22 protein-coding genes are annotated in these 22004 nt (G+C 45.8%); 12 read left to right on the forward strand and 10 right to left on the reverse strand.

All coding sequences use genetic code 11. The features are described from left to right. Positions 1–94: 94 nt before the first annotated feature. The 3 genes from QMA41_RS04120 to QMA41_RS04130 all read right to left on the reverse strand — a co-directional run bounded on the left by QMA41_RS04120 (position 95) and on the right by QMA41_RS04130 (position 1509). A complete protein-coding gene (locus QMA41_RS04120) occupies positions 95–508 on the reverse strand; it encodes a hypothetical protein (RefSeq protein WP_281628926.1) in 414 nt (137 codons plus the stop codon). Then, the gene (locus tag QMA41_RS04125) at positions 447–761 is read right to left on the reverse strand and encodes a hypothetical protein (protein ID WP_281628927.1); all 315 of its coding nucleotides are present in this window, start codon (positions 759–761) and stop codon (positions 447–449) included. Before QMA41_RS04125 ends, QMA41_RS04120 begins: the two co-directional genes overlap by 62 nt. Before the next feature lie 217 nt (positions 762–978). Beyond that, positions 979–1509 carry a 3'-5' exonuclease gene (locus QMA41_RS04130; RefSeq protein ID WP_006958954.1) on the reverse strand — a complete coding sequence of 177 codons (531 nt, stop codon included), beginning with the start codon at positions 1507–1509 and terminating at the stop codon, positions 979–981. Between the two features lie 309 nt (positions 1510–1818). Between QMA41_RS04130 and QMA41_RS04135 the strand changes: the two genes are divergently transcribed. The 8 genes from QMA41_RS04135 to QMA41_RS04170 all read left to right on the forward strand — a co-directional run bounded on the left by QMA41_RS04135 (position 1819) and on the right by QMA41_RS04170 (position 12341). Further along, entirely contained in the window at positions 1819–2451 is a 633-nt protein-coding gene (locus QMA41_RS04135) for a DUF2760 domain-containing protein (protein ID WP_281628928.1), read from the forward strand. Further along, complete coding sequence (locus QMA41_RS04140) at positions 2451–4370, forward strand: Hsp70 family protein (RefSeq protein WP_281628929.1); 1920 nt, start codon at positions 2451–2453, stop codon at positions 4368–4370. The genes QMA41_RS04135 and QMA41_RS04140 overlap by 1 nt, the downstream gene beginning before the upstream one ends. A gap of 55 nt (positions 4371–4425) precedes the next feature. Then, positions 4426–7233, forward strand: coding sequence for an Hsp70 family protein (locus QMA41_RS04145; protein ID WP_281628930.1), 2808 nt, complete (start codon positions 4426–4428; stop codon positions 7231–7233). Between the two features lie 124 nt (positions 7234–7357). Next, positions 7358–7906, forward strand: coding sequence for a hypothetical protein (locus QMA41_RS04150; protein ID WP_039951626.1), 549 nt, complete (start codon positions 7358–7360; stop codon positions 7904–7906). 259 nt (positions 7907–8165) lie between these two features. Next, complete coding sequence (locus tag QMA41_RS04155) at positions 8166–9410, forward strand: styrene monooxygenase/indole monooxygenase family protein (protein ID WP_281628931.1); 1245 nt, start codon at positions 8166–8168, stop codon at positions 9408–9410. 355 nt (positions 9411–9765) lie between these two features. Further along, a complete protein-coding gene (locus QMA41_RS04160) occupies positions 9766–10752 on the forward strand; it encodes a cytochrome-c peroxidase (protein ID WP_038162379.1) in 987 nt (328 codons plus the stop codon). 234 nt (positions 10753–10986) lie between these two features. Further along, the gene (locus QMA41_RS04165; RefSeq protein ID WP_281628932.1) at positions 10987–11976 is read left to right on the forward strand and encodes a hypothetical protein; all 990 of its coding nucleotides are present in this window, start codon (positions 10987–10989) and stop codon (positions 11974–11976) included. 20 nt (positions 11977–11996) lie between these two features. After that, complete coding sequence (locus QMA41_RS04170) at positions 11997–12341, forward strand: hypothetical protein (protein ID WP_019276620.1); 345 nt, start codon at positions 11997–11999, stop codon at positions 12339–12341. Positions 12342–12347: 6 nt separating this feature from the next. Here QMA41_RS04170 and QMA41_RS04175 read toward each other — a convergent pair whose 3' ends face one another. From QMA41_RS04175 to QMA41_RS04185, 3 genes are all read right to left on the reverse strand, one after another. Beyond that, a complete protein-coding gene (locus tag QMA41_RS04175; protein ID WP_281628933.1) occupies positions 12348–12656 on the reverse strand; it encodes a hypothetical protein in 309 nt (102 codons plus the stop codon). A gap of 77 nt (positions 12657–12733) precedes the next feature. After that, positions 12734–13504 (reverse strand): transporter substrate-binding domain-containing protein, encoded by a 771-nt coding sequence (locus QMA41_RS04180; RefSeq protein ID WP_099609846.1) that lies wholly within the window; start codon positions 13502–13504, stop codon positions 12734–12736. A 92-nt stretch (positions 13505–13596) separates the two neighbouring features. After that, on the reverse strand, positions 13597–14625 hold the full coding sequence (locus QMA41_RS04185) for an AraC family transcriptional regulator (RefSeq protein WP_281628934.1): 1029 nt from the start codon (positions 14623–14625) through the stop codon (positions 13597–13599). Positions 14626–14774: 149 nt separating this feature from the next. Here QMA41_RS04185 and QMA41_RS04190 point away from each other — a divergent pair, with 149 nt between their 5' ends. Both QMA41_RS04190 and QMA41_RS04195 read left to right on the forward strand, forming a co-directional pair. Further along, positions 14775–15788 carry a DUF2804 domain-containing protein gene (locus QMA41_RS04190; RefSeq protein WP_281628935.1) on the forward strand — a complete coding sequence of 338 codons (1014 nt, stop codon included), beginning with the start codon at positions 14775–14777 and terminating at the stop codon, positions 15786–15788. Positions 15789–15805: 17 nt separating this feature from the next. Then, positions 15806–16654: a sterol desaturase family protein gene (locus tag QMA41_RS04195; RefSeq protein WP_281628936.1), complete on the forward strand. Its 849-nt coding sequence runs from the start codon at positions 15806–15808 to the stop codon at positions 16652–16654. A 38-nt stretch (positions 16655–16692) separates the two neighbouring features. Here QMA41_RS04195 and QMA41_RS04200 read toward each other — a convergent pair whose 3' ends face one another. Continuing rightward, a complete protein-coding gene (locus QMA41_RS04200; protein WP_281628937.1) occupies positions 16693–17172 on the reverse strand; it encodes a hypothetical protein in 480 nt (159 codons plus the stop codon). Further along, on the reverse strand, positions 17169–17504 hold the full coding sequence (locus QMA41_RS04205; protein ID WP_281628938.1) for a DUF805 domain-containing protein: 336 nt from the start codon (positions 17502–17504) through the stop codon (positions 17169–17171). The genes QMA41_RS04200 and QMA41_RS04205 overlap by 4 nt, the downstream gene beginning before the upstream one ends. A gap of 187 nt (positions 17505–17691) precedes the next feature. Here QMA41_RS04205 and QMA41_RS04210 point away from each other — a divergent pair, with 187 nt between their 5' ends. After that, a complete protein-coding gene (locus tag QMA41_RS04210) occupies positions 17692–18726 on the forward strand; it encodes an AraC family transcriptional regulator (protein ID WP_281628939.1) in 1035 nt (344 codons plus the stop codon). A 14-nt stretch (positions 18727–18740) separates the two neighbouring features. On the opposite strand, the gene QMA41_RS04215 is transcribed toward QMA41_RS04210, so the two are convergent. Together QMA41_RS04215 and QMA41_RS04220 are read right to left on the reverse strand one after the other, a co-directional pair. Beyond that, entirely contained in the window at positions 18741–19487 is a 747-nt protein-coding gene (locus QMA41_RS04215) for a helix-turn-helix domain-containing protein (protein WP_281628940.1), read from the reverse strand. A 22-nt stretch (positions 19488–19509) separates the two neighbouring features. After that, positions 19510–19971, reverse strand: coding sequence for a carboxymuconolactone decarboxylase family protein (locus tag QMA41_RS04220; RefSeq protein WP_281628941.1), 462 nt, complete (start codon positions 19969–19971; stop codon positions 19510–19512). 275 nt (positions 19972–20246) lie between these two features. On the opposite strand from QMA41_RS04220, the gene QMA41_RS04225 reads away from it, so the two are divergent. Next, positions 20247–21887, forward strand: coding sequence for a methyl-accepting chemotaxis protein (locus QMA41_RS04225; RefSeq protein WP_281628942.1), 1641 nt, complete (start codon positions 20247–20249; stop codon positions 21885–21887). Positions 21888–22004: the final 117 nt, after the last annotated feature.

A 22004-nucleotide genomic window follows, 5' to 3' on the forward strand; every position in this document is an offset into this window, starting at 1 on the left:
AAAGAAAAGGCTACGCTTTGTGATAAAGCGTAGCCTTTGATTTAATGAGCCAAATCCGAATCGAATAAGCCTTACTACTTACTCTCTCGGAACATTACAGTTCCAGCTTAAAACCGAGCTTAGTCACAGACACTCCTGCTAACCCCAGTCTCACTGCGTCCAGTTGCTCCGCAATGGTCTTTGCATCCTGTTCGCTTTTTGCCAGTACCGCAATTGAGTAAAGAGGCCGGACGAACTCGCTACCCGCCACCCCTTCGTTCTTCAAGTATGCCGACGTCACCTTACCTTGGTTAGTCCAATCGACCACTTTCTGCAAATCTGACGCCAACACTTTATCGACGAGCAACACGTCAGACGGTTCTTTCCATTCCAACTCTACTGAGTAATTTTCGAAAGCAGGGACACTGTCGAGCCATTTACTGCCCAGATCGCGAATCTCTTCTATCTCAACTAACTCTTGTCGGTAGAAAGGGCAAATTGCCAACGCGATCACGAACCTGTTGCTCACTATCAGCCTCCATCACAAAACGAATGATCGGAAAGTCTTGCCCTCCAACCTGACTGGAAGACACGAACATATCTTTGATGTATCCGGCATCAATCAAATTCGCAAACGCTTTTTTTTGTGAAGGCATATTATCGAAAATTGCCTGTGAGTCTTCGGTTTTCCAAGCAATTGAGACTCCATAGGAAGCGGCATTAACCTGTATTGGCACGCTCACTAATGCTGCCATCAGAAAGGCTCTAAAATTGAATTCCATTTTTTTCCTCATTGAATTGTTGTTCTGGTCAGCGAACAGTCGAGATACTAACAAGGAGTCATAGCGAGGTAAGGAAGGCGCGACATTTTTAATATGAATTAAAAATTAATTTATAATGATCAAAGAGATATTGCGGTTTTTAGCTCTCTTTATATTACTTTTTAGGCTTCTAAAATCCAAAAAAGGGAGCCTAGGCTCCCTTTACATCTCTCTTTTATCACAGCATCGTCAATGCTAATTTGGCGAGGTTGTACGCGTCAACGTACCCAGAATGCTGCCGCCCTTCCCACTCAATATTTTGCGCTTCCTGAGCGGCTTTGTGACCAATGCGTTTATCTTTGAGGCGGTGTTGAACGCGATACAAAGTGGCTAAGTTGATGAATTCTTTAAACGGCATCTCAATGCCTTTGTCTTGGCATTCTTGCGCCAAAATACGATCATCACGACCCCACGACGCATAAATCTTATTCGCGCCACCAAAGTTCTTGATCATCGACTTCAATACTTCTTCAAGCGGGCGGCCCTGCTTTTCAATTTTGCGTGGCGTAATGCCGGTGAGCTGCGAACAAAACAGAGAGACTTCATCCTGTTCGGGTTTGACATAGTACTGAGCACGCTTAACGATCTCGCCTTTCACAAGATCGATTTCTGCCAGCCCGACTTCGATGATTTCACCCGTAGTACCGACACCGTTTTCATTCCAACAGCACATTTCCAGATCGAAACAAACTATACGGTTATGGTTCATTGCTCGCCTATGTTTAGTATTCTGATAAAGCGCCGAATTCTACCTCAGTTGAGGTCAAAACTCGAATGCCACCGAATTGATTGAGCAGATCTTCTGCAATCTTCTGTCGAACTGCCCAGTCATTTTGGTCAACTTACCTATAGTGTGACTAAAAATGACTAAAAACAAATCAATCAGGCCTGTTACCGCCTCTTTTCTGAAGGCCTGTAGACTTGAATGTGATAATATTTGCCCCAATTTAACCCAATAATTACGACAATAGCAGTCAAAGTGTGACTCCTATTTCTTCCATCAATTAAGAGAAATGTCATGACGTTCGATTTACAAATGATCCCTCAAACGTTCGATATGCTGCACGCTGGCCTGACGGCTTCAAGCGTCCTTTTACTTCTGATTGCGGTTTCGCGCAAATCTAAAGTCGTCGAGAAAGTGGTTGAAAAACCAGTTGAGAAAATCGTCGAAGTTGAAAAGCCTGTCGAAAAGATCGTTGAAGTAGAAAAAGTGGTCGAAGTTGAAAAAGTGATTGAGAAAGTCGTGGAAGTGGAATCAAAACTTGCAACAGCTTCTACTTACTCTGCCATGCAACTACTATCTATCATGCAGCAGGAAGCTCGCCTGATTGACTTCCTGAAAGAAGACCTGACATCGTTCTCAGACGAAGATGTCGGCGCTGCGGCGCGTGTTATTCACACTGGCGGCCAGAAAGTACTGAACGACTACGTCACGCTTGAACACATCCGTAATGAAGATGAAGAAACGCACGTTACTATTGAAGAAGGCTTTAACCCACAAGAGGTTCGCTTAACGGGTAACGTGACTGGCAGTGCACCATTCAGCGGCACTCTGGTTCATAAAGGCTGGAAAGCACGCGAAATGAACCTTCCAAAACTGGCTGAAAACTACGATGCTTCTGTCATTGCTCCTGCTGAGGTTGAGCTGTAATGGAAAACCTGAACACCATGCAGGCTGAAACGCCAAAGTTTAGCGTGGGTATCGACTTAGGTACCACTCACTGCGTACTGTCTTATGTGGATACATCGAGCGAAGACGCGCGTGTTGAAGTCATGTCGATTTCTCAGCTGACCGCACCGGGCACTGTAGAAACTCGCAATCAACTAGGCTCGTTCCTTTATCAACCACACGAGCACGAGATGAACCCTTCAGCTCGTGTATTGCCTTGGTCCTCTGAGCCTAAAGCTCTAGTTGGTGCAATCGCTCGTAACCTTGGTTCAAAAACGCCGATTCGCCTTGTAGCAAGTGCAAAATCTTGGCTTTGTCACGCTGGTGTCAACCGACGTGATGCGTTCCTTCCTGCTGGCAGTCTAGAAGAAGTAGAGAAAGTATCTCCACTTCGTGCAACGGAGCTGTACCTTGAGCATCTCAAAGATGCGTGGAACCATACTCATCCTGGCGACCCGCTTTCTGAGCAAGACGTGACGATTACCGTGCCTGCATCTTTTGATCCGGCGGCTCGTGATTTAACGGCTGAAGCAGCACGCAATGTTGGCTTAACTCACCTGACACTGCTGGAAGAACCTCAGGCGGCTCTATATAACTGGATCGACAACAGCAATGACAAATGGCGTGATGAAGTCGAAGTTGGCGACATCGTGCTGGTTGTCGATATCGGTGGTGGTACCACTGACCTTTCTCTGGTTGAAGTCACCGAAGACGAAGGCAACTTGACGCTAAACCGTATCGCGGTAGGTGAACACATTCTACTCGGCGGTGACAACATGGACCTTGCCCTTGCGTACCGCTTGAAGATGAAGCTAGCGCAAGATGGTAAAGAGCTACAACCATGGCAAGTTCAAGCGATGACGCACGCCTGTCGTGACGCTAAAGAAGCACTATTGAACGACAGCGAACTTCAGTCAGTGCCAATCGTAGTACCAAGTCGCGGCTCTAAACTGCTTGGCGCAACCTTGAAGACGGAACTGACGCAAGAAGAAGTTCAGCAAACACTGGTGGACGGTTTCTTCCCGAAAGTTGCCGTTACTGAGCATCCAGTGCAGCGTAATCGCGGCGCCCTGACTCAAATGGGTCTTCCGTATGCGCAAGATGCAGGGATTACACGACACATCGCGGCTTTCCTTTCAAAGCAGGCTAATGCTCAAGGTGGAGAAAGCGCCTCAACCGAGTTCAATCCATTTGCTGGAATGCCAGGTATGGGCGGCGCTGAAGCATCTTCAGCTGACTTTATCAAGCCAACAGCCATTTTGTTCAATGGTGGCGTTTTAAAATCAGACCTGCTGGCGAATCGCCTTGAAGAAACCATCAATGAGTGGTTGATCGACGCTGATGCTGAGATGGCTCAACGTTTAACTGGCGTGGATTTGGATCTGGCGGTTGCAAGTGGCGCTTCTTACTATGGCTCCGTGCGTCGCGGCCAAGGTGTGCGAATTCGCGGCGGTATTGCATCGAGCTACTATGTGGGCATCGAGAGTGCTATGCCAGCGATTCCGGGCATGGCTCCACCAATGGAAGCTCTGTGTGTGGCACCATTTGGTATGGAAGAAGGCTCTGCGGTTGAAGTACCAAGTCAGGAATTTGGTCTTATCATCGGCCAGCCTGTGAACTTCCAGTTCTTTGGCTCGACAGTTCGTCGTGAAGACGACGCAGGTACACACCTTGACCACTGGGGCCCTGATGAGTTGGAAGAGCTACCAGAGATTCAAGTTACTCTACCTGTCTCTGAAGGTCGCCGTGAAGGTGAAGTGGTGCCAGTTACCCTAGCCTCTCGCGTGACAGAGCTTGGTACGCTTTACTTAGAAGCCATTGCCGCAGATAACGGTCAAAAATGGCATGTTGAGTTTGATGTACGCGAAGACGCGAAAAGCGACTCAAACGAAGAAGAATAAATAAATATCAAACGGCATCCAATCGGGTGCCGTTTTTAAATACACGAAGGTTTGTATGGCATCTCCTCGTTTTCTTGTTGGTATTGACCTTGGCACCACAAACACTGTGGTCGCGTACTGTGAAATCACCGACAACCTTGAACAATCCGAAGTATCCCTGTTTGATATCGACCAATTGATTGGTCCGGGTGAAGTGGTTCGTAAGCCACTGCTGCCCTCTTTCCGCTACCACCCAGCCGTTGGTCAAATCTCCCCTTCTGACCTAACACTTCCTTGGGAAAACGAACCCGTTTCTGGCGATATTAGTAATGTCATCGTTGGTGAATGGGCGCGTGAATTAGGCGCGAAGGTAGAAGGCCGACAAGTTTCCAGTGCCAAAAGCTGGCTCTCGCACCAAGCAGTAGATCGTAGCTCAGATATCCTTCCATGGGCTGGTGCACAAGACGTCGACAAAGTCTCGCCTGTCATTGCCAGCGCAAGTTACCTCAACCACATTCGCCAAGCGTGGAACTATCGTCACCCAAGCAACAAGCTAGAAGATCAAGACGTCGTCGTAACTGTTCCTGCTTCGTTTGATGAGACCGCGCGTAAGCTCACTCTGGAAGCCGCTGAACTGGCGGGCTTGAAGAAGATCGTCTTACTCGAAGAGCCTCAAGCGGTGTGTTACGACTGGTATGCACGCCACCAGCAAACGGCTGCAGACGAGCTCAAAGAGTTGCCGCTAATTCTGGTCTGCGATGTCGGTGGCGGTACCACCGACTTAAGTTTGATAGAAGCGAAGTATCACAACGATGAGTTAGCATTGGATCGAATTGGTGTTGGCGAACACCTGATGCTTGGTGGTGACAACCTCGACTTAGCATTAGCACACCTCGCGGAAAGCCGCTTCAATCAAAGTAAGAAGCTCACCGCAGCAAGCCTAACTAAACTGATTCAACAAACTCGTAAAGCAAAAGAAGATTTGCTGTCAGTGAGCGCGCCTGACGAAGTAAAAATCACCATGCTGGGCGCTGGGTCTAAGCTACTTGGTGGGACAAAGAGTATTGGCCTCAGCAAGCAAGAAGTCCATCAAATTGCTCTGGATGGTTTTTTCCCACTTTCTGATTTCAGTGAAGTGCCAGACAAACGCCGCAGTGCGATGGTCGAGTTTGGATTACCGTATGTTGCAGATCCAGCAGTCAGTAAGCACGTTGCAGAGTTTCTTAATCAACATCAACAAGTCTCTTACTCCGCACTAGGTCAGGAAGACACATCAACGCCTGCCGTTCCGGTCGGCCTACTACTAAACGGTGGTGTATTTAATAGCGAGCTGGTTACCGAGCGAGTCACAACCCTACTTGGCAACTGGCGCGGCGCTCCTGTGACCGTGCTCGATAACCCACATCCGGATTGGTCAGTCGCTCTTGGGGCCGTAGCATTTGGTAAGGCTCGCCGTGGCGCTCAGCTCAAAATTGGTGGCGGTGCTGCACGTTCTTATTTCCTGCATTTACAGGAAAAAAATAAGATGGGCAAAGCACTTTGTCTTCTGGCGAAAGGCACAGACGAAGGGCACGAGATTCGCTTAAGTGGACGTCGATTCTCCTTAACACTGGGTGAGCCAGTTCGCTTTAACCTACTGACATCAACCCATGACACTCTGACTCACAACACCGAAATTCAAAACGGTGTGATGGTCGAAGTAGACCCAGATATCTTCTCGCCTCTTCCTCCCTATATTTCGACTCTGGAAAGTGAAGGGACTGATCTTCAAGCTAACCAGAAAGAACGAGTTGAGGTGCAACTGGCCTGCCAGCTAACTGAAGTTGGCACACTAAAAATGGAATGTGTCAGCGTTGAAGATGACAACAAACGCTGGGAGCTAGAATTCGAAGTTCGCAATCAACAAGCGGACGAAACAGAGCAAGAGCAACTGCACCCACGCCTGACAGAATCTAAAGAGCTCATCTCTCGCCTCTACAGCGGCAACAAGAAAAGCGCCGACGCAAAAGAAATCAAGACACTCGCAAAAGACCTAGAAAGAAAGTTAGGTAAACGAGACGACTGGGATTTCACGACCTTACGTCACCTGTTCGATGCTTTTGCACAAGGCCGTAAACGTCGTCGCCGCTCAGAAGCTCATGAGAAAAACTGGCTTCGCTTGGCTGGGTTCTCACTGCGACCTGGCTTTGGCGATGCCACCGACTCTTGGCGAATCGAACAAGTGTGGGGCCTTTACCAACAAGGCATTCAGTTCAAAAACCACCAAGGCTGGACAGACTGGTGGGTGTTCTGGCGTCGCATCGCGGGCGGGTTAAGTCAGGAGCAACAAGAAACACTGTTGGCTGATATTGCCAAATACTTACACCCCGGTGCTATGAAGAATCCTCAATCAGCCAAAGCGGCACAAGACATGGGTTACGAGTCGATGGTTCGACTATCTGCATCACTTGAGCATCTTGAAGTGGAAGATAAAGTGCTGTTAGCCAGCTGGTTCTTAAGCAAAGCCATCAACCACAATCAATTTGAACAAGCTCATTGGTGGGCGTTGGGCCGCCTAGCGTCACGCACACCTTTGTACGGTAGCCAGCATAGTGTCATCCCTCGTGAACAAGCTGAACAGTGGCTGCCTAAATTGCTCGAACAAAACTGGCTCAAAGAGCCGATGATTGCGTTTGCCGCTGTGATGATTTGTCGTAAGACAGGTGACCGTTTATTCGATATCTCTGATGACTACCGCGAACAAGTTCTAACTAAGCTAAAACAAAGTAAGGTTCCAGAATCTTGGGTCTCGCTGGTCGAAGAAGTCAAAGAGCTATCCGAAAGCGAATCGAAGCGCGTATTTGGTGATGCACTGCCAAGCGGTCTCACTCTCGTTCATAACTAATACGTTATTACCAATCTGCCAGCCATTTGCTGGCAGATTTTTTAGATCCACAACTCGCTCTAATTATTGACCAATTATATGATATAAATGAACTTTAAGACCAAATACTTATAAATGTACATTTATGCTCAAATCTATACTTACTTCCGCAGTATCACTGTTTCTATTTGGCTGCCAATCAGTTTCAAATAGTAATGTTACCGAGTTAGGCCCTAAATCCGGAGATGGCTCAATCGTATTCCTCACTACCTTTGTTAAATCTTCTCAAACTTTCCCATGTAAAAGTCTCGCGTTAGAGATGCAAGACACCAGTTCCGAAACAGCAAAACCTCATGTCCTTAGCTTCTATGTTGACACAGAAGAACCTTACGTAGTGTTTAATAAAATTCCTCCGGGTACTTATTCTATTAAGAACGTTAGATGTAACTCTGGACATCAATCTGTTTTCAACGGAGGGTTAAACTATTTCGAAGATCATGTTGAAATCAAACAGGTCATTAAAGCAAACAAACTGACACTTTCAGATTACGGCTTTTCAGGCGCAGAATACAGTGACAACTCCTTTAGATTCAGTTTTAATTCAGCGAGTGATAACGTCACCTTGCTCCAAATTCTGTTAGACGAAGAACTAACGAAGGATTGGGATACATATATTCAGGAACCAAGCTCATAAATCACATATCCTTCTTAAGTACCCCTTCAACCTAACAATCATGTAGAGCCTTAGTCGAACCTAAAGCTCTACTTCTTAGCCCACAAAAATAGTTATTCGCGGTGATTCTTCATAATAGAGAATCACACTCTATACGGAAAAATCAGCACCTACCCAACATACCCAGTTGCATATAGATGATATTCTCCTCATACTGCTCTCGACCTTAAAAATCGAACAATAAATCACCAAAACAAATACTATTAAGCAAGGGATAGCCATGAGAAATATTACTATTCTGGGTGCTGGGCAAGCAGGCTTACAGCTGGCGATCGGCCTACAACAGCAGGACTACCAAGTCCGACTAATCACCGACCGACAACCACAAGACATTAAGCATGGCTACGTAATGTCGACTCAGTGTATGTTCCATACTGCGCTGGAGTCAGAACGCAAACTCGACCTGGATTTCTGGCAAGATGATTGTCCTAAAATTGAAGCAATTAACCTGTGCATCACAGCGCCAGATAACCCGGGCCATATCGCTATCGAGTGGCAAGGCCAGCTCGATAATCACGCTCAGTCCGTCGATCAGCGCATCAAATTTCCAGCTTGGATGACACGATTTGAGGAATTAGGTGGAACTCTGGAATTCAAAACGCTTTCAGTGCAAGATCTCGAACACTACGCATCAACCAGTGATCTGGTCATCGCTGCGACTGGGAAAGGCAGCATCGGTGAGATGTTCACACGAGACGAACAGCGCTCCGCCTTCACACAGCCACAAAGACACCTTTCTCTGTTCTACGTTTCTCACCCGCAATCTCGAAGCCAGCTAGATAAAGTTAAATTCAACGTGATTCCTGGCATTGGTGAGTACTTTGTGATGCCAGTACTCAGCAGCTCTGGCCCTTGTGAAGCAATGCTATTTGAAGCGATTCCAGGTGGGCCAATGGATTGCTTTGATCCTAACTCTTCCCCTCAAGAGCGCTTCAATAAAGCCAGAGAGCTACTCCATACCTACCTTCCATGGGAACTTGAACGCATAGACCAAGCGACCCTAACCGACGATAAAGCCGCACTCACTGGCCGTTTTACCCCTGTAGTCAGAAACCCTGTTGCTACATTACCTTCCGGGGCAGCGGTATTAGGTCTAGCTGACGCTATTTGCCTTAATGACCCTATCACTGGGCAAGGTTCGAACAACGCAGCAAAAGCAGCACAAATCTACCTGCACAGCATTATTGAGCAAGGAGATAAGCCGTTTGATGAAGAGTGGATGACGGCAACGTTTGAGCAGTACTGGGAGCAGGCACAATGGGTTACTCAGTGGACCAATATGATGCTGTCACCTCCACCGCCTTTTGTGCTCAATATTCTAGGTTCAGCGAGTCAACATCAATCGCTGGCGGATCGTATTACCAATGCATTTGACGCTCCTAAAGACCTGTTCCCTTGGTTTGCTGATGAAACGGAAGCGGCTCGCTACCTCTCTGAGTTATCCGAAAACAGAGCAAATTCGTAAACCTAGTATGTCCATCTTCGCCTCTGAAATAAGAGCATTCGGAGGCGATTAATGAATAAACTCCTTCCTCTTTCCCCTAAGTTTGGCATTGGCGCTTTTTTGACCTACATCAACAATAGAGCCTTTAGTTTATTTATTGATTTGTAAACAAAAAGTTACTGCTACCCTGCCAAAGCCTTATGCATCAACACCCTTAAGCTTATTGTTCATTTTAACATCGCTTTTTACCATAAAATCTATCGATATTTTGCGTTTCATCGATAGCTGCTATTTCTTTATGTTGAGTTCCGAGCACGCCCCATCAGAAGCGTGCCGATCTGGTGAGAATAAACCATCACATCAAAAGGAATTCATAATGAAAACACTATTAGCAGTGAGCATATTGTCAGTCTTAACTTTCAACGCACACGCTCAACGTCAGAACAACGAACCAATCAAAGTGATTGAGCCCGCAACAGGGTTAGACAGTCAAAAAGTGGAGCTCGGAAAAGCTCTATGGTTTGAGCCTCGTTTATCCGCCTCTAATACCATCTCATGTAACTCATGCCACAACTTAGCCAAAGGAGGCGTAGACAATTTGCCGAGTTCAATTGGCCATAAATGGTCCATTGGCCCGATAAACTCACCGACGGTTTTTAACTCTGATTTGAATTTTGTTCAGTTCTGGAATGGACGTGCAAAAGATCTTCAGGAGCAGGCTGCCGGGCCTATTGAAAACCCTCTGGAAATGGCGTTTAGCCACCAGCTCGCGGTAGACACTCTACAATCCATTCCGCAATATCGCGATTGGTTTAAACAAGCCTACAACGCCGACACCATAACCATCACCGAAGTGACGGATGCTATTGCCACATTTGAAAAAACGCTTAGAACACCTAACGCCCCATTTGATTTATGGCTGAAAGGTGACGATTCCGCTCTCTCAGCGGCACAGATTGAAGGCTATGCGTTGTTTAAAGCCAAAGGCTGTACCGCTTGCCATAGTGGCCCGCTTGCTGGTGGACAGATGTATCAAAAAATGGGGCTGGTTAAGCCTTATGAAACGAGCAATCCAGACATCGGACGCAAAGCCATTACAGGTAAAGAGTTTGATAAGTACGTATTCAAAGTGCCAACGCTGAGAAACATCGAGTTGACTTACCCGTACTTCCACGACGGTTCCGTTTGGGACTTAAAACAGGCGGTAGAAATCATGGCTGACATCCAATTGGGTCAAAAGCTCACCAGTGACGAATCTGGAAAAATCACTGAGTTCCTGAAATCACTCACCGGTGAACAGCCACAGGTGACGCTGCCGTACCTGCCACCATCAAGCAACGAAACGACACGTCCTAATATCTAGAGAAATAAAGGATTTCAGAATAAAACAAAGGAGTCGCACTGGCTCCTTTTCATTTTTCTCAATAACAACACCAATTTATAAAATTGATGGAATTTAAGTCACAATTCATTGATGAATCTAATGCTAACTTATACATCAGTTTCGCTACCGTATGTTCAGTTCTGACGTATAAACCTTGTTGTGTTGTCTGGCTTATCTCAGGATCTCCACCTTGCTTGGTCTTAGGAGAATGAAATGATAAGGATTTGGTTGATCATTGCTTCGGCAATTTTACTCTCAGCTTGTCAATCTACACCACACAACGAAATCGGTGCTTTTGCTCAAGCAACACAAGAAATCACCTTACAAGTCGATGAGGTCATCGTCGAAATTAACCAAAGTCATATCAACAAACAACTCATGGATATCGCCACGCAACATGGTAGTGGTCGAGAACCATTGACTAGAGAGACATTGCAGTCAGTCACTCCTCTCTTTGATCAGTCAGCTCAAAAGCAAGTGGCTATCTATCGTGCCAATCACGCTTTGAATCGCTACGCTAAAGGACTTCAAGCGTTAAGCGGTGCCGTTACTCAGGCTGATATCGATATTGCGGCCGCTGAGCTAGCCAGCGCAATGAACGGGATGAATACCAGCTACACTCTTCTCACCAACAACGACGATCTGTTTCAACCCAAAGATATGTCGATTGTGGCAAGCGCTGTTGCTGCATTGGGAACCTCCATCGTTGAAAAACAACGTCAGGAATCCTTGAAATCTGTCATTACTCAGGCCGATGAAAAAGTGAACCTTATTACCGATGAGTTAGTCATCCAATTGGCGGATTCAGGCATGGAAGAGCTGTTAGTATCGAGCAGAAGTACCCACCTAAAACATGCCCTGAGGGACTATAGTAAGCGCGCTTCCAAACAACCGATGGCCTTCGAACAGAGCTACAACGAGACTCAGGCACTGTACGAGCTGTACACCATCATGTCCCAGACCAAGCTCTCACTGCACCAGACCCGACAAGCTATCAAAGCCGTCAAGAAAGCACACAATGGCATCACCAAAGAAGTTCAGGCGGACAGGTTTAACAGCAAAGGCATTATCGCCATCGTCGGCGAACTGAAAAACCAGTGGGAGCGATACGACGATTTCCGAGAAGTCGTCACCAGTTGTGAGAAAGGCTACGAGCTAACAGGGGACGACCCTCGTACTCAAGTTGCGTCCTGCAAACCCTGATATTTTGAGAGGAGCCGAATATGGCAGAACTTCCTGAAACCAATCGCCGCTTAAAAGCCGATATCTTGTCGACCATTCTCGAACTCGATAAGCGCTATGAGTTGGAAATGAATGATCAGCTTGCGCTCAACCTAAACAATGCCAGTGCTGAGCTTCACCTGAGATTGGCTCACATCATTCAAAACCAGCTAAGTGGTACCTCTGCTGAGTTTGACGCTGCATTACAGAGTCTTAGTCGGCTTGCGCAACGCTGCAATGACAAAGCCGACTCACTGGATAATACGACAGAAGTTCTTGGTTCGATAACCGATGCCATTGATAAGGTTAATAAGCTGGCGAAAAAAGCAGCGAAGCTGATGAGTTAGCAATAACTACTTACTGAGTAGTGTTACGCATTCATCAAATGAGGGGTTGTCACCTGTTCCGATGTCCCATAGCTGCTTAGCTGCGTAATGGGAAAAATTCGGGTCCGCTGGAAACATCGCCTGTCTCAAACGTTTCTTATTAAGATAAAGAACCTTTATTTCTTTTAGTTCTGACCCGAGAATGTGCCTCGAGTTAGCACATATTTCCGCAAGCCCTTCATATGCATAAGCGTTAACTTCAGCCATATTAATGGTGGCGAATGCATGTGTCGGAACAGCCATAGTGATTAGGATTGTCTTGATGTATTTGTGCATAACTACGCCCTTTCTAGGTTATAGGCCGTAAGTAAATTAAACATTTTGAGTCCCCTAACCTATGTCCAACAGACGAATTAGTCGTTGCTTTGTATCGTTTGTAGAAACTCGGCTTCTGACTGCATGATTTCCTTGTACTCGCCCGTTTCGATGAGTTGCTTTAAACCTGCATTGAATTCACTAACCAGTAATTGACTGCGTTCACTATCAAATCGACTGAATATCACAAACATGTCATCTTCAAGTAAAGGTTTGGAATCTAATTTTATGTATGGCCTTAGCTCTTCAGGGACATAGTGTTTAATGAGATACAAGCCCCTCTCAACGCCTGTTGGGTAAGCGTCTAATCGCCCCTTAGCAATTTTTTGAAAATTGGTTTCTTCTGAGTTGTTAATGTTTACGTCGATACCAAGCTGCTCCATAAAATAGGTCGCGTGATACCCTTGCGTAGCGCCAATTTGATACTTATTTAGATCTTTGGCTTCTTGCCATGAAAACAGTATGTCTGAATGATAAAAGAACTGTACACGTTGGCTGAAAAACGGCTCTGAATAGATAAAATCCTTGATTCTGTCTTCGTTTTTCATCCAAGGGAACGAGCCATCAAATTCACCGCGAATCGCATATTGATAAGACCGCACCCAAGGGTAGTACTCTAACTCGACAGCATATCCGCGAATTTCGAATGCTCTTCGCACCAAAGTTTCTGAGATCTTCAATTCTGGGTCAGAGAGAGAGCTGGTATATGGTTCCCAGTCTCCCACCGCAAACCGAACCGTCTTATCACTGGCAAACGCTGAGAATACACACAGTGAAATGAGTAGAGAGATAAGCCCGAGCAAATTCATAAAAACACAACTATCAATAAAACAATATTAAGTGTAGTTGCAATCTAAATGATTGAAGGGGTTCCTGGCTTCTGAGTTAAATAGCCCCCAGATCACAGCGCTCTAAAGCAACTCGGTGCCTTTCCGGACCAGCGCTTGAAACTTCGCCTGAAATTGGCGCTGTCACTATATCCAAGCCGAAAAGCAATTTCTTCTATCGTCAAATGTGTTCTTACCAAAAATTCTTTAGAGAGCTCAAAGCGAACTTCATCAACAAGCTCTCGATAACTGGTTTGCTCCTGAGTGAGCAACCTTCTTAAAGTCCTAACAGAGCATCCATGTTGGACGGCAATGTCATCAATAGAAGGGAACACACCAACACTCTGATAGAGCAAGGCTTTGATTTGATTGCTCAATCGCGTAGGTGATTGCAATACTGCCATCACGGACTCACAAGAGTGGAGATAAGTACTGAGTAGATCTGAATTATGGGAAGCCAGTTGCAAATCCATAACGTGCGCTTTAAAAGTTAGCACGCACCGAGGCTGTTCGAATATTACATTACAACGGAAGCGGTCTGCGTAGTGCGTTGCGTAATCAGGTTTTGGGTATGGCAGCTCCAGCTTCTGTAACACCAGTTGCTGCCCGGTCAGTTCAAGAAACAAAGAGGTAATAGAACTGAAAAAATACTCTGTACAAAAAGGAAGTAGCTCACCAATCTCCAAGTCATTTTCAATCTCGATTGATGCGGTGTCATCGTTGCGGGATACTCTTACAGAAAAAACAGGGCCATTGAGATCAAGATATTTAAACCCCGCTTTTATCGCCTCAAAGACGGTTCGACTACTCAAAACCGCATAACCGAGAATACCAAAATGGCTCAATGCCGCCCGCTCGCCAAGCAACAAGCCTAGACCAATATTGGGGAAATACTTCTGTACATAGTGGAATAGCAAAAGCTTATCCGAATAACTGATATGGCTTTCTTGGCTATGCCAATCTATATCACTTAAGCCAGCATGATTTAGTAAGCTATCCGCATCTAGCCCATATTCCTCTACGACACTAAGCAGTAAAGAGATATCTAAGATCCCCAACTGATATCGATGATCAATAGGCAGATATTCTGCGATGACTTCCATGTCTATTCCTCGTGTAATCCAACATTCAGGATAACGGAGTTCACCCTCTGCAATCGTGATGGTAATTCACTTTATGACCGAAAATGACCTGTTTAATAACACTCAAACACGTAACACTGATTGAAATGTTATTGGATTGTGAACTTATCATGATACTTAGCCAAACTGCTCCTGAATACCTTATCCATTCAAATGGAAAGCCTTGTTTTGGTCATTTCGATGGAGTGCCAAAGCAATTGGGAATCCACCGCTTCGAATACCGTAATAACATGGATCGCAAAGTCGGTAAGCTGAAAAAGTACTTTCACTACAAGCAGTTTCAATTTGTCAGCATCATGACACCACGCTATGTGATTGGCCTAGCCATTGCAGATATTCGCTATGTGGGCTCTGCGTTTTGCTATGTTTACGACGTCCAGACAGATACTCTGGTCGAGCAAAGCTGGTTAAGGCCTTTGAATATCGACAAGCAAATGTCCCCATCCCCACACGGAGGCTACAGCCATATCGCAGCCAAAAAGCTAGCGTTTGAGATTACTTACCCCAGTTGGCAGGTCAAAGCCAACACCGAGTTATTACAACTCGATGTTTCCCTCCAACCGCCAAGCAGCAGCTTGCCGCTCTCACTGTGCACTCCTACTGGCTATAACGGCTGGACCTATACCAAAAAGCACAACGCGCTGGCCGTTAAGGGAAATATTACGGTAGGTGGAAAACAGATCGACACTTCTCTAGCGTTGGGTGGCTATGACTTTTCAGCGGGATATATGCGACGCGAGACGAGTTGGCGATGGGCAAGCATCAATGGCTGCAGTGACAAAGGCAAACTTGGTCTCAACTTGGCCGCTGGAGTTAACGAAACGGGCAGTCATGAGAATGCTTTGTGGGTTAATGAAGAGCGGCACTTACTAGGGGCTGTCCACTTCCATTTTGATCGCCAAGCAACACAAAAGAAATGGCGTATTTTCTCTAATGATGGTCGAGTCGATTTGACTTTTACTCCACTCAACAACAGAAGTGAAAAACTTAACTTGTGGGTTTTGCAAAGTAATTTTCGTCAGTTTGTTGGCCACTTTTCTGGCTTTATCAAAGATGAAAACGGCGTACTTCATACATTAGAACAGCAACTTGGTTTAACGGAAGATCACTTCGCTCGCTGGTAACATTTTCGGAGCTTTATATGGATTTCAATACTCTTATCGATAACCCTGAATGGCTTCTGATGCTATTAGCGCCTCTTTTCATTGGTTTGATGTTGGCTGAGTACTTTATCGGGCAAAAGCGAGGCCATCTTCCAGAAAACTCAGCCTATTTTATTCCGGAAGTATTATGTAACTTTGCTCTCGCGGGCATGCATCAACTAGCGGACCTGTTAACTGGACTTTTAATCATTCAACTTTACATGTGGTTGTTTGGCTGGAGACTGATGGACATAGAAATGGGCGTTGCGAGCTTTATTGTTCTGCTCATACTGCAAGATTTCTTCTATTACTGGTTTCATCGTGCCAGTCATCGCACTCGTTGGATGTGGGCCGCGCACGTTGCGCACCACAGCTCTGAACGCATGAACTTCAGCACTGCTTTTCGCCAGAGCTTAATGTACCCCATTGCGGGAATGTGGCTTTTCTGGGTTCCTCTTGTGATCATCGGATTCGAGCCCAAATGGGTCATTTTTGCCGTATTATTAAACTTAGGTTTGCAGTTCTTCGTCCACACACAATGGATTCGCACTCTTGGACCATTAGAATATCTGTTTAACACCCCTTCTCATCATAGAGTGCATCATGGCCGTAACCCTCAGTACATCGATAAAAACTACGCCGGTGTACTGATTATCTGGGACAAAATGTTCGGTACCTTTGAGCATGAAGTTGAAACTGTACGCTACGGTGTCACAAAACCCGTAGAGAGCTTCAATCCTCTGGTAGTTACATTTAGAGAGTGGGGAGACCTCTTTCGCGATTTACGCCAGAAGAAGTTATCTTTTCGGCAAAAACTGCGCCTTATATTATCCCCACCCAATGACTAAAGAACACTTGCTCCTGATAAAAGCGCTACCTTCGGTCTTTATTGTTGGCATAGCTCGCTGCGTGTATCACCCAGTAGCCAAGAAACCCAACGCCTTCTGGAGTTAAGGACAAACGCTTCATGAAGGCTGATGCCATCAACAATCCAGCCATCAGCTTCACCTTCACCAAACTCAGTGAACCTCCACTCTTTGCTGTTGACTCGCTCCCCTTGGACAAGAGCCTCATTCAGATCTTTACTCATGACAATCATCTTCATACCACCAGCACTGCCGATACTCAAACCAGAATCAGCGATTCGACCTATGGCAACTGGGATTTTCATCGTACAGTGATTGCCAGTTTGGTCCACCCAAGTGTAACTTCCCTCACCCACGCGACCGCGTAACCAAAGTAGTTGACCCGATGTCATATCATTAACTTCCAATACACCAATCGCATCTTCTGGAAAAAGATGGGGTTCTTCATCCGCTATCACTTGATAAGCAAATATAAGCGCGCTCAAAAGTATCCATCTCATAACGAACGCCCTCCATTATTTGATGGCAAGCTGCTTTGCTGAATGAGCAGATATGTGAACCAGAATGGTCCAATAGTCGGAATAAAAAACACCAACCCCCATAAGCCAGATTTACCAATATCATGCATACGCCTCACGATTAATGCGACGAGCGGAATGAAACTTGCGACACTATAAAGCACATCAAGCCAAGGCAATGAAAAGCCTACATCCATAGCAATAAGCACCATACTTACTGCCATGTGGACGATTACGAACATCCAAAATTCTCGCCTTGAAGAATGGCCAGAAAAGTCCAAACCTCGTTGCCACGCCAGCCAATAGAAATACATTGTTAATCTCCCCAACACGTAAAATGAGTCTCTATTCTGAGTTCGAAGGGGTAATAAATACGTCCTCAAACTGGTTTTAGGACGTCCTGATACCAATTTTGGTCTAGTGTGGGCATCTAATTCAGTTTCATATCGCTATGCTATGACGAATTCAGAAACTATATTCTTCTCCAACTCAGGACCAACTATGCTCGCGATTCCCGTCCCTTTTGTTGTATCACTGCTTTTAGGACTGCTGGCAGTGACCTTGTATTTGGGTAACCGAGAGCAAGCCAAATTTGCTTGTGGCTTTTTAATTTTATGTGCCTTAACCACAGCTATAGTTGGATTGAGATGGACCTTCCAATCCCCTCTATTCTTAATTGCTCAACCAATATTCGCAGCTTTGATTCCCATCTCAGCGTGGTACGCGTTTGCACGCACAGGGGACTGGCATTTGAAATCAACATACAAGCATGCCTTAGCACCCATAGTTGTGGTGCTTTTTGTCTTCACCCAAACATTATGGCTTCCACCTCTCGATGAATTGCTAACGGCTATCTACCTTTTTTACGGTATTGCATTAATGAGGGTGTCGTCTGAACAGGGTTTGTTGGTTAACGTAACACTGGGACGTTGGGAAGGCGTTCAAAAGGCAAGAATCGTCGCTGGGTGGATGCTCATTTTTTCCGCCCTTATTGATGCTTTTATCTCACTCGATTTTGCCTATAACCGTGGAGATTTAACGCTTTATATACTGACGCTGGGGCATCTAATCTTGTTACCCGTACTCTCTTTGGCCGTTGTTATCACAGGAATAAACACGACACCGAGTCTTGATGAAACTGAGCCTGAGCAAAAGTCGCCAGTGCCTCAATCTGTTATGTCTGAGCATAGAGCAAGGGAAGTCACAGCATTGTTGAATGAAAAGATCCTAGAAAAATCCCTCTATCTAGACCCAGAACTCACGCTCTCACGATTATCTCGCATTATAGGTGTTCCAGCTAAACAGATATCGACGGCCGTCAATCAGGTACATGGAAAGAACATATCAAAGCTGGTCAACGAATATCGCATACGTCATGCGCAACAAGCCCTTGCTGAAACCGATGAATCGGTGACACAAATTTTGATGAACTCCGGTTTTCAGACCAAATCCAATTTCAATCGAGAGTTCAGTCGCATTACCGGAACAAGCCCGAGCGAGTATCGAAAGCAGTTAAAACAAAAAAATGGCGAATAACCTAAGAGCTCGAGTTATTTTTGTTTTAACCTGCGACTAAATTGCCCCGGAGTAATCAAGGCGAAATTTTTGAACTCTCTCGTCATATGCGCTTGATCGGAAAAACCTTGATAGGCGGCCAGTTCGGCCAAAGATAGTTCTGGGTTGTCTCTCAGCTCTTGAATGCTGGCGTGGACTCGACGAAGACGTTGGAAATGCTTTGGGCTCATACCCACCCAATGTTTGAATTTACGTTCTACCTGCCTTTGGTTTTCTCCAAAGCTCTCGCCTATCTTGCCATCCTGCGCAAGATGAATCAGTTTAGCTCTCTCGTCATCCATAGCTATTTGAGATACGGCTTCTAAGCACCAATCCATCAGAAGCGCTATTCGCTTGCTATGGTTCTGGTACTCGGATAGTTGCTTGCCCAAAACCTCTGAAGGTTCAAAACAAAACACGTCTTGATGGCTTTCTCTATTTGCTTCGACGAGCTCTTCCAAGAATGAAAACTGCATACCTGGATGAAAACGGACGCCGCAAAGCTGAGCCTCGCAGGAAATCGTGATGTTCTTAGTGACTCTGCTATATGGCTGATACATCACGCTTTCACCATATGTTTTGCCTTCTAAACTCATCTGCCCTTGTAGTACAAACATCACCCCAGAGCCTCCATCGCAATAGAGAGGTTTGGAGACAGCTTGCCCACAAGACACTTTAGCCGACCATATTGCCTGAATATGGTCGGCTAGCAGGCCGTCTGGATTGACTATTTCAAAATCCATTTGTTGAGCAATGCTCCTGTCGTTATTCTGCCGACAGACTGCCTATCTCAGGCTTGAACGTTTTGGCAACACGATTCCAGCTGTTAATTGCGTTAATCGCCAGCGTGAGGATTACCAGCCCCTGTTCACCAAACGTATTCAGTGTTGCCTGATACGCACTTTCGTCGACATCGCCACCTTTTGTGATACATTCAGCCCAATGTAGCGCAACTTTTTCCTCATCGCTATATTCGGGCATATCTCGCCAAGCATTAAGCCCGATCAGACGAGAGTATGACTCTCCTTGCTTCAGTGCATCTTTGCTGTGCATATCAATACAAAACGCACACTGGTTAATCAGCGATACGCGAAGCTTAACTAGCTCCCACGTTGTTATCGATAGCGTGTTTTGCTTCTCAAACTGGGTACGAAGGTAATTTTCCTGCTCCATCAGAATTTGGATGCCTTCAGGTGCGGCGTTGAAGTAATTAAGTCTTGGTGTCATATGGGTATCTCCTTGTTTGATACCGATAGCCTATCTGTTGCATCAAGCGAAATATTGAATATTTTCGACATCTGCAATGAGCCACAACCCCCACACAAACTGAAGTTTCATGAATAGAGTTTCATCTTCTTCCGGTCATATTCATGAAATGAATTGTCCAAATATTCTAAACTGATATCTTAGTGGCTTTACAGCCTTAAAAAATCAATAAGATAACAGCCTGGGCTTAGGTCAAGTTCAACGTATCTAATCAAATCCAAGCAGGAGAAAGTGCAATGGATTACCTCTCAACACTGAAAGTGAAAACACGGCTAGGGATCGGCTTCGGTATCTTAGTCAGTTTGATGGTGACGCTAACCGTTTTGGGTATTCAGAAAGTAAACTTCATCGACATGGTACTTTCAGAAATGACCGACATTAACTCGGTAAAACAACGCTACGCCATCAACTACCGTGGCAGTGTTCACGACAGAGCCATCGCGATTCGAGATATCGCCATCGCACGCAACCCTCAGGAAATTTCCGCATTAGAACAAGAGATCAAAGAACTGGAAGATTTTTATCGTGAGTCCGAGCAAAACATGCAGGCCATGATAGCTAAAGGGGTGATGTTTACTGCTGAAGAGCGCCAGATTCTCTCCCACATAGATCAAATCCAAGCCAAAACACTCCCTCTTGTACGCCAGATCATCGCTGATAAGAAAAACGATCAAGTGATGACAGAAGTTGTTCTCGATCAGGCAAGACCCGCTTTTATTGAATGGCTTAACACCATCAACCAGTTTATTGATTACCAAGAGAACCTGAACCAAACCCTTACTCCTGAAGCTCGTGGCGAAGCTGGCGGTTTCCAAGATTTGATGCTTCTACTGACCGCTATTGCGCTAGCGATTTCTGTCGTTGTCGGTATTGCTATCGAACGTAGCTTCCGCAAGTCTCTGGGCGGAGAGCCCTATGAAGCACAAAGTGCTATCCGCTTAATGGCAGATGGCGATTTGACTCACAATTACGGCGAACGCGTCAGTGGCAGTATTCTTAACTCTCTCTCTGGTATGTCGACGAAGCTCACTCAAATAGTCAGTAATATCGTGTCTGCTTCAGGCCAGTTGGTTGAACAAGTCGATGAAGTGGCGGATGGCTCAAGCCGTGTTTTACGCTCTGCGCAGCAGCAAGCCAGCTTGACTCAAGAGACAGTAGACAAACTGGACAACATGCGTCACAGCATTGACCAGATTGCCCAAGTAACAACACAGACAGAAAACAACTCTGTCATGACAACAGACAACGCTCGCGGTGGTCGCGAATTAGTGTTTGATGTCGCAGCAGAAATGGAAAATATCTCCGCGACGATTTTTGCAACTGTGGAGCAAGTGAAGCAATTGGAAGCTCGCACCAAAGACATTGGTGGCATCGTTAACGTGATCAGTGAAATCTCCGAGCAAACCAACCTACTGGCGCTGAATGCCGCCATTGAAGCAGCGCGTGCGGGAGAGTCCGGTCGTGGTTTTGCGGTTGTCGCCGATGAAGTCCGAAGTCTGGCTCAACGCACCAATGATGCAACCTCGCAGATTGAGTCCATGATCAACGAAGTTCAAACCCAAACCGCTGCAAGCGTAATCGCGATGGAAAATACTCAGCCTCTAGTAGAAAAAGGCAAAGAGAAAACCTCTCAAGCCAGCCAGTTACTGGTTGATATTGAAAATCAGGCCGAGGACACGCTTAGCCATATCCGTGACGTCGTGCAAGCAACCAATGAACAGGTAGAAGGTGTCAGAGACATAGCAGCGGCTATGGAGCAAATTTCGAGTATGTCGGATGACTCCGTTAACTCCATGGAGAGTAACGAAAACGCTGGCAGAAAGCTCAATCAGCTCGCCAACCAACTCAAACAGGAAGTGGGCTTCTTCAAAATTTAACCCTTCCCCTATCGAACCGAGAACCTCAGACACAAGTCTGAGGTTTTTTCTATGTATACCCTTTCATTTCAGCCTTCATCCGCCTTCAGGTAAATATTGTCTATGCTGTTAAAGCAG

The organism is Vibrio sp. St2, from assembly GCF_947311885.1.
GTDB lineage: Bacteria > Pseudomonadota > Gammaproteobacteria > Enterobacterales > Vibrionaceae > Vibrio > Vibrio coralliilyticus.

Coding starts and splice junctions, on each gene's coding strand:
- QMA41_RS04125 (WP_281628927.1), bottom strand. CDS start 761: ATGGAATTCAATTTTAGAGCCTTTCTGATGGCAGCATTAGTGAGCGTG.
- QMA41_RS04130 (WP_006958954.1), bottom strand. CDS start 1,509: ATGAACCATAACCGTATAGTTTGTTTCGATCTGGAAATGTGCTGTTGG.
- QMA41_RS04135 (WP_281628928.1), top strand. CDS start 1,819: ATGACGTTCGATTTACAAATGATCCCTCAAACGTTCGATATGCTGCAC.
- QMA41_RS04140 (WP_281628929.1), top strand. CDS start 2,451: ATGGAAAACCTGAACACCATGCAGGCTGAAACGCCAAAGTTTAGCGTG.
- QMA41_RS04145 (WP_281628930.1), top strand. CDS start 4,426: ATGGCATCTCCTCGTTTTCTTGTTGGTATTGACCTTGGCACCACAAAC.
- QMA41_RS04150 (WP_039951626.1), top strand. CDS start 7,358: ATGCTCAAATCTATACTTACTTCCGCAGTATCACTGTTTCTATTTGGC.
- QMA41_RS04155 (WP_281628931.1), top strand. CDS start 8,166: ATGAGAAATATTACTATTCTGGGTGCTGGGCAAGCAGGCTTACAGCTG.
- QMA41_RS04160 (WP_038162379.1), top strand. CDS start 9,766: ATGAAAACACTATTAGCAGTGAGCATATTGTCAGTCTTAACTTTCAAC.
- QMA41_RS04165 (WP_281628932.1), top strand. CDS start 10,987: ATGATAAGGATTTGGTTGATCATTGCTTCGGCAATTTTACTCTCAGCT.
- QMA41_RS04170 (WP_019276620.1), top strand. CDS start 11,997: ATGGCAGAACTTCCTGAAACCAATCGCCGCTTAAAAGCCGATATCTTG.
- QMA41_RS04175 (WP_281628933.1), bottom strand. CDS start 12,656: ATGCACAAATACATCAAGACAATCCTAATCACTATGGCTGTTCCGACA.
- QMA41_RS04180 (WP_099609846.1), bottom strand. CDS start 13,504: ATGAATTTGCTCGGGCTTATCTCTCTACTCATTTCACTGTGTGTATTC.
- QMA41_RS04185 (WP_281628934.1), bottom strand. CDS start 14,625: ATGGAAGTCATCGCAGAATATCTGCCTATTGATCATCGATATCAGTTG.
- QMA41_RS04190 (WP_281628935.1), top strand. CDS start 14,775: ATGATACTTAGCCAAACTGCTCCTGAATACCTTATCCATTCAAATGGA.
- QMA41_RS04195 (WP_281628936.1), top strand. CDS start 15,806: ATGGATTTCAATACTCTTATCGATAACCCTGAATGGCTTCTGATGCTA.
- QMA41_RS04200 (WP_281628937.1), bottom strand. CDS start 17,172: ATGAGATGGATACTTTTGAGCGCGCTTATATTTGCTTATCAAGTGATA.
- QMA41_RS04205 (WP_281628938.1), bottom strand. CDS start 17,504: ATGTATTTCTATTGGCTGGCGTGGCAACGAGGTTTGGACTTTTCTGGC.
- QMA41_RS04210 (WP_281628939.1), top strand. CDS start 17,692: ATGCTCGCGATTCCCGTCCCTTTTGTTGTATCACTGCTTTTAGGACTG.
- QMA41_RS04215 (WP_281628940.1), bottom strand. CDS start 19,487: ATGGATTTTGAAATAGTCAATCCAGACGGCCTGCTAGCCGACCATATT.
- QMA41_RS04220 (WP_281628941.1), bottom strand. CDS start 19,971: ATGACACCAAGACTTAATTACTTCAACGCCGCACCTGAAGGCATCCAA.
- QMA41_RS04225 (WP_281628942.1), top strand. CDS start 20,247: ATGGATTACCTCTCAACACTGAAAGTGAAAACACGGCTAGGGATCGGC.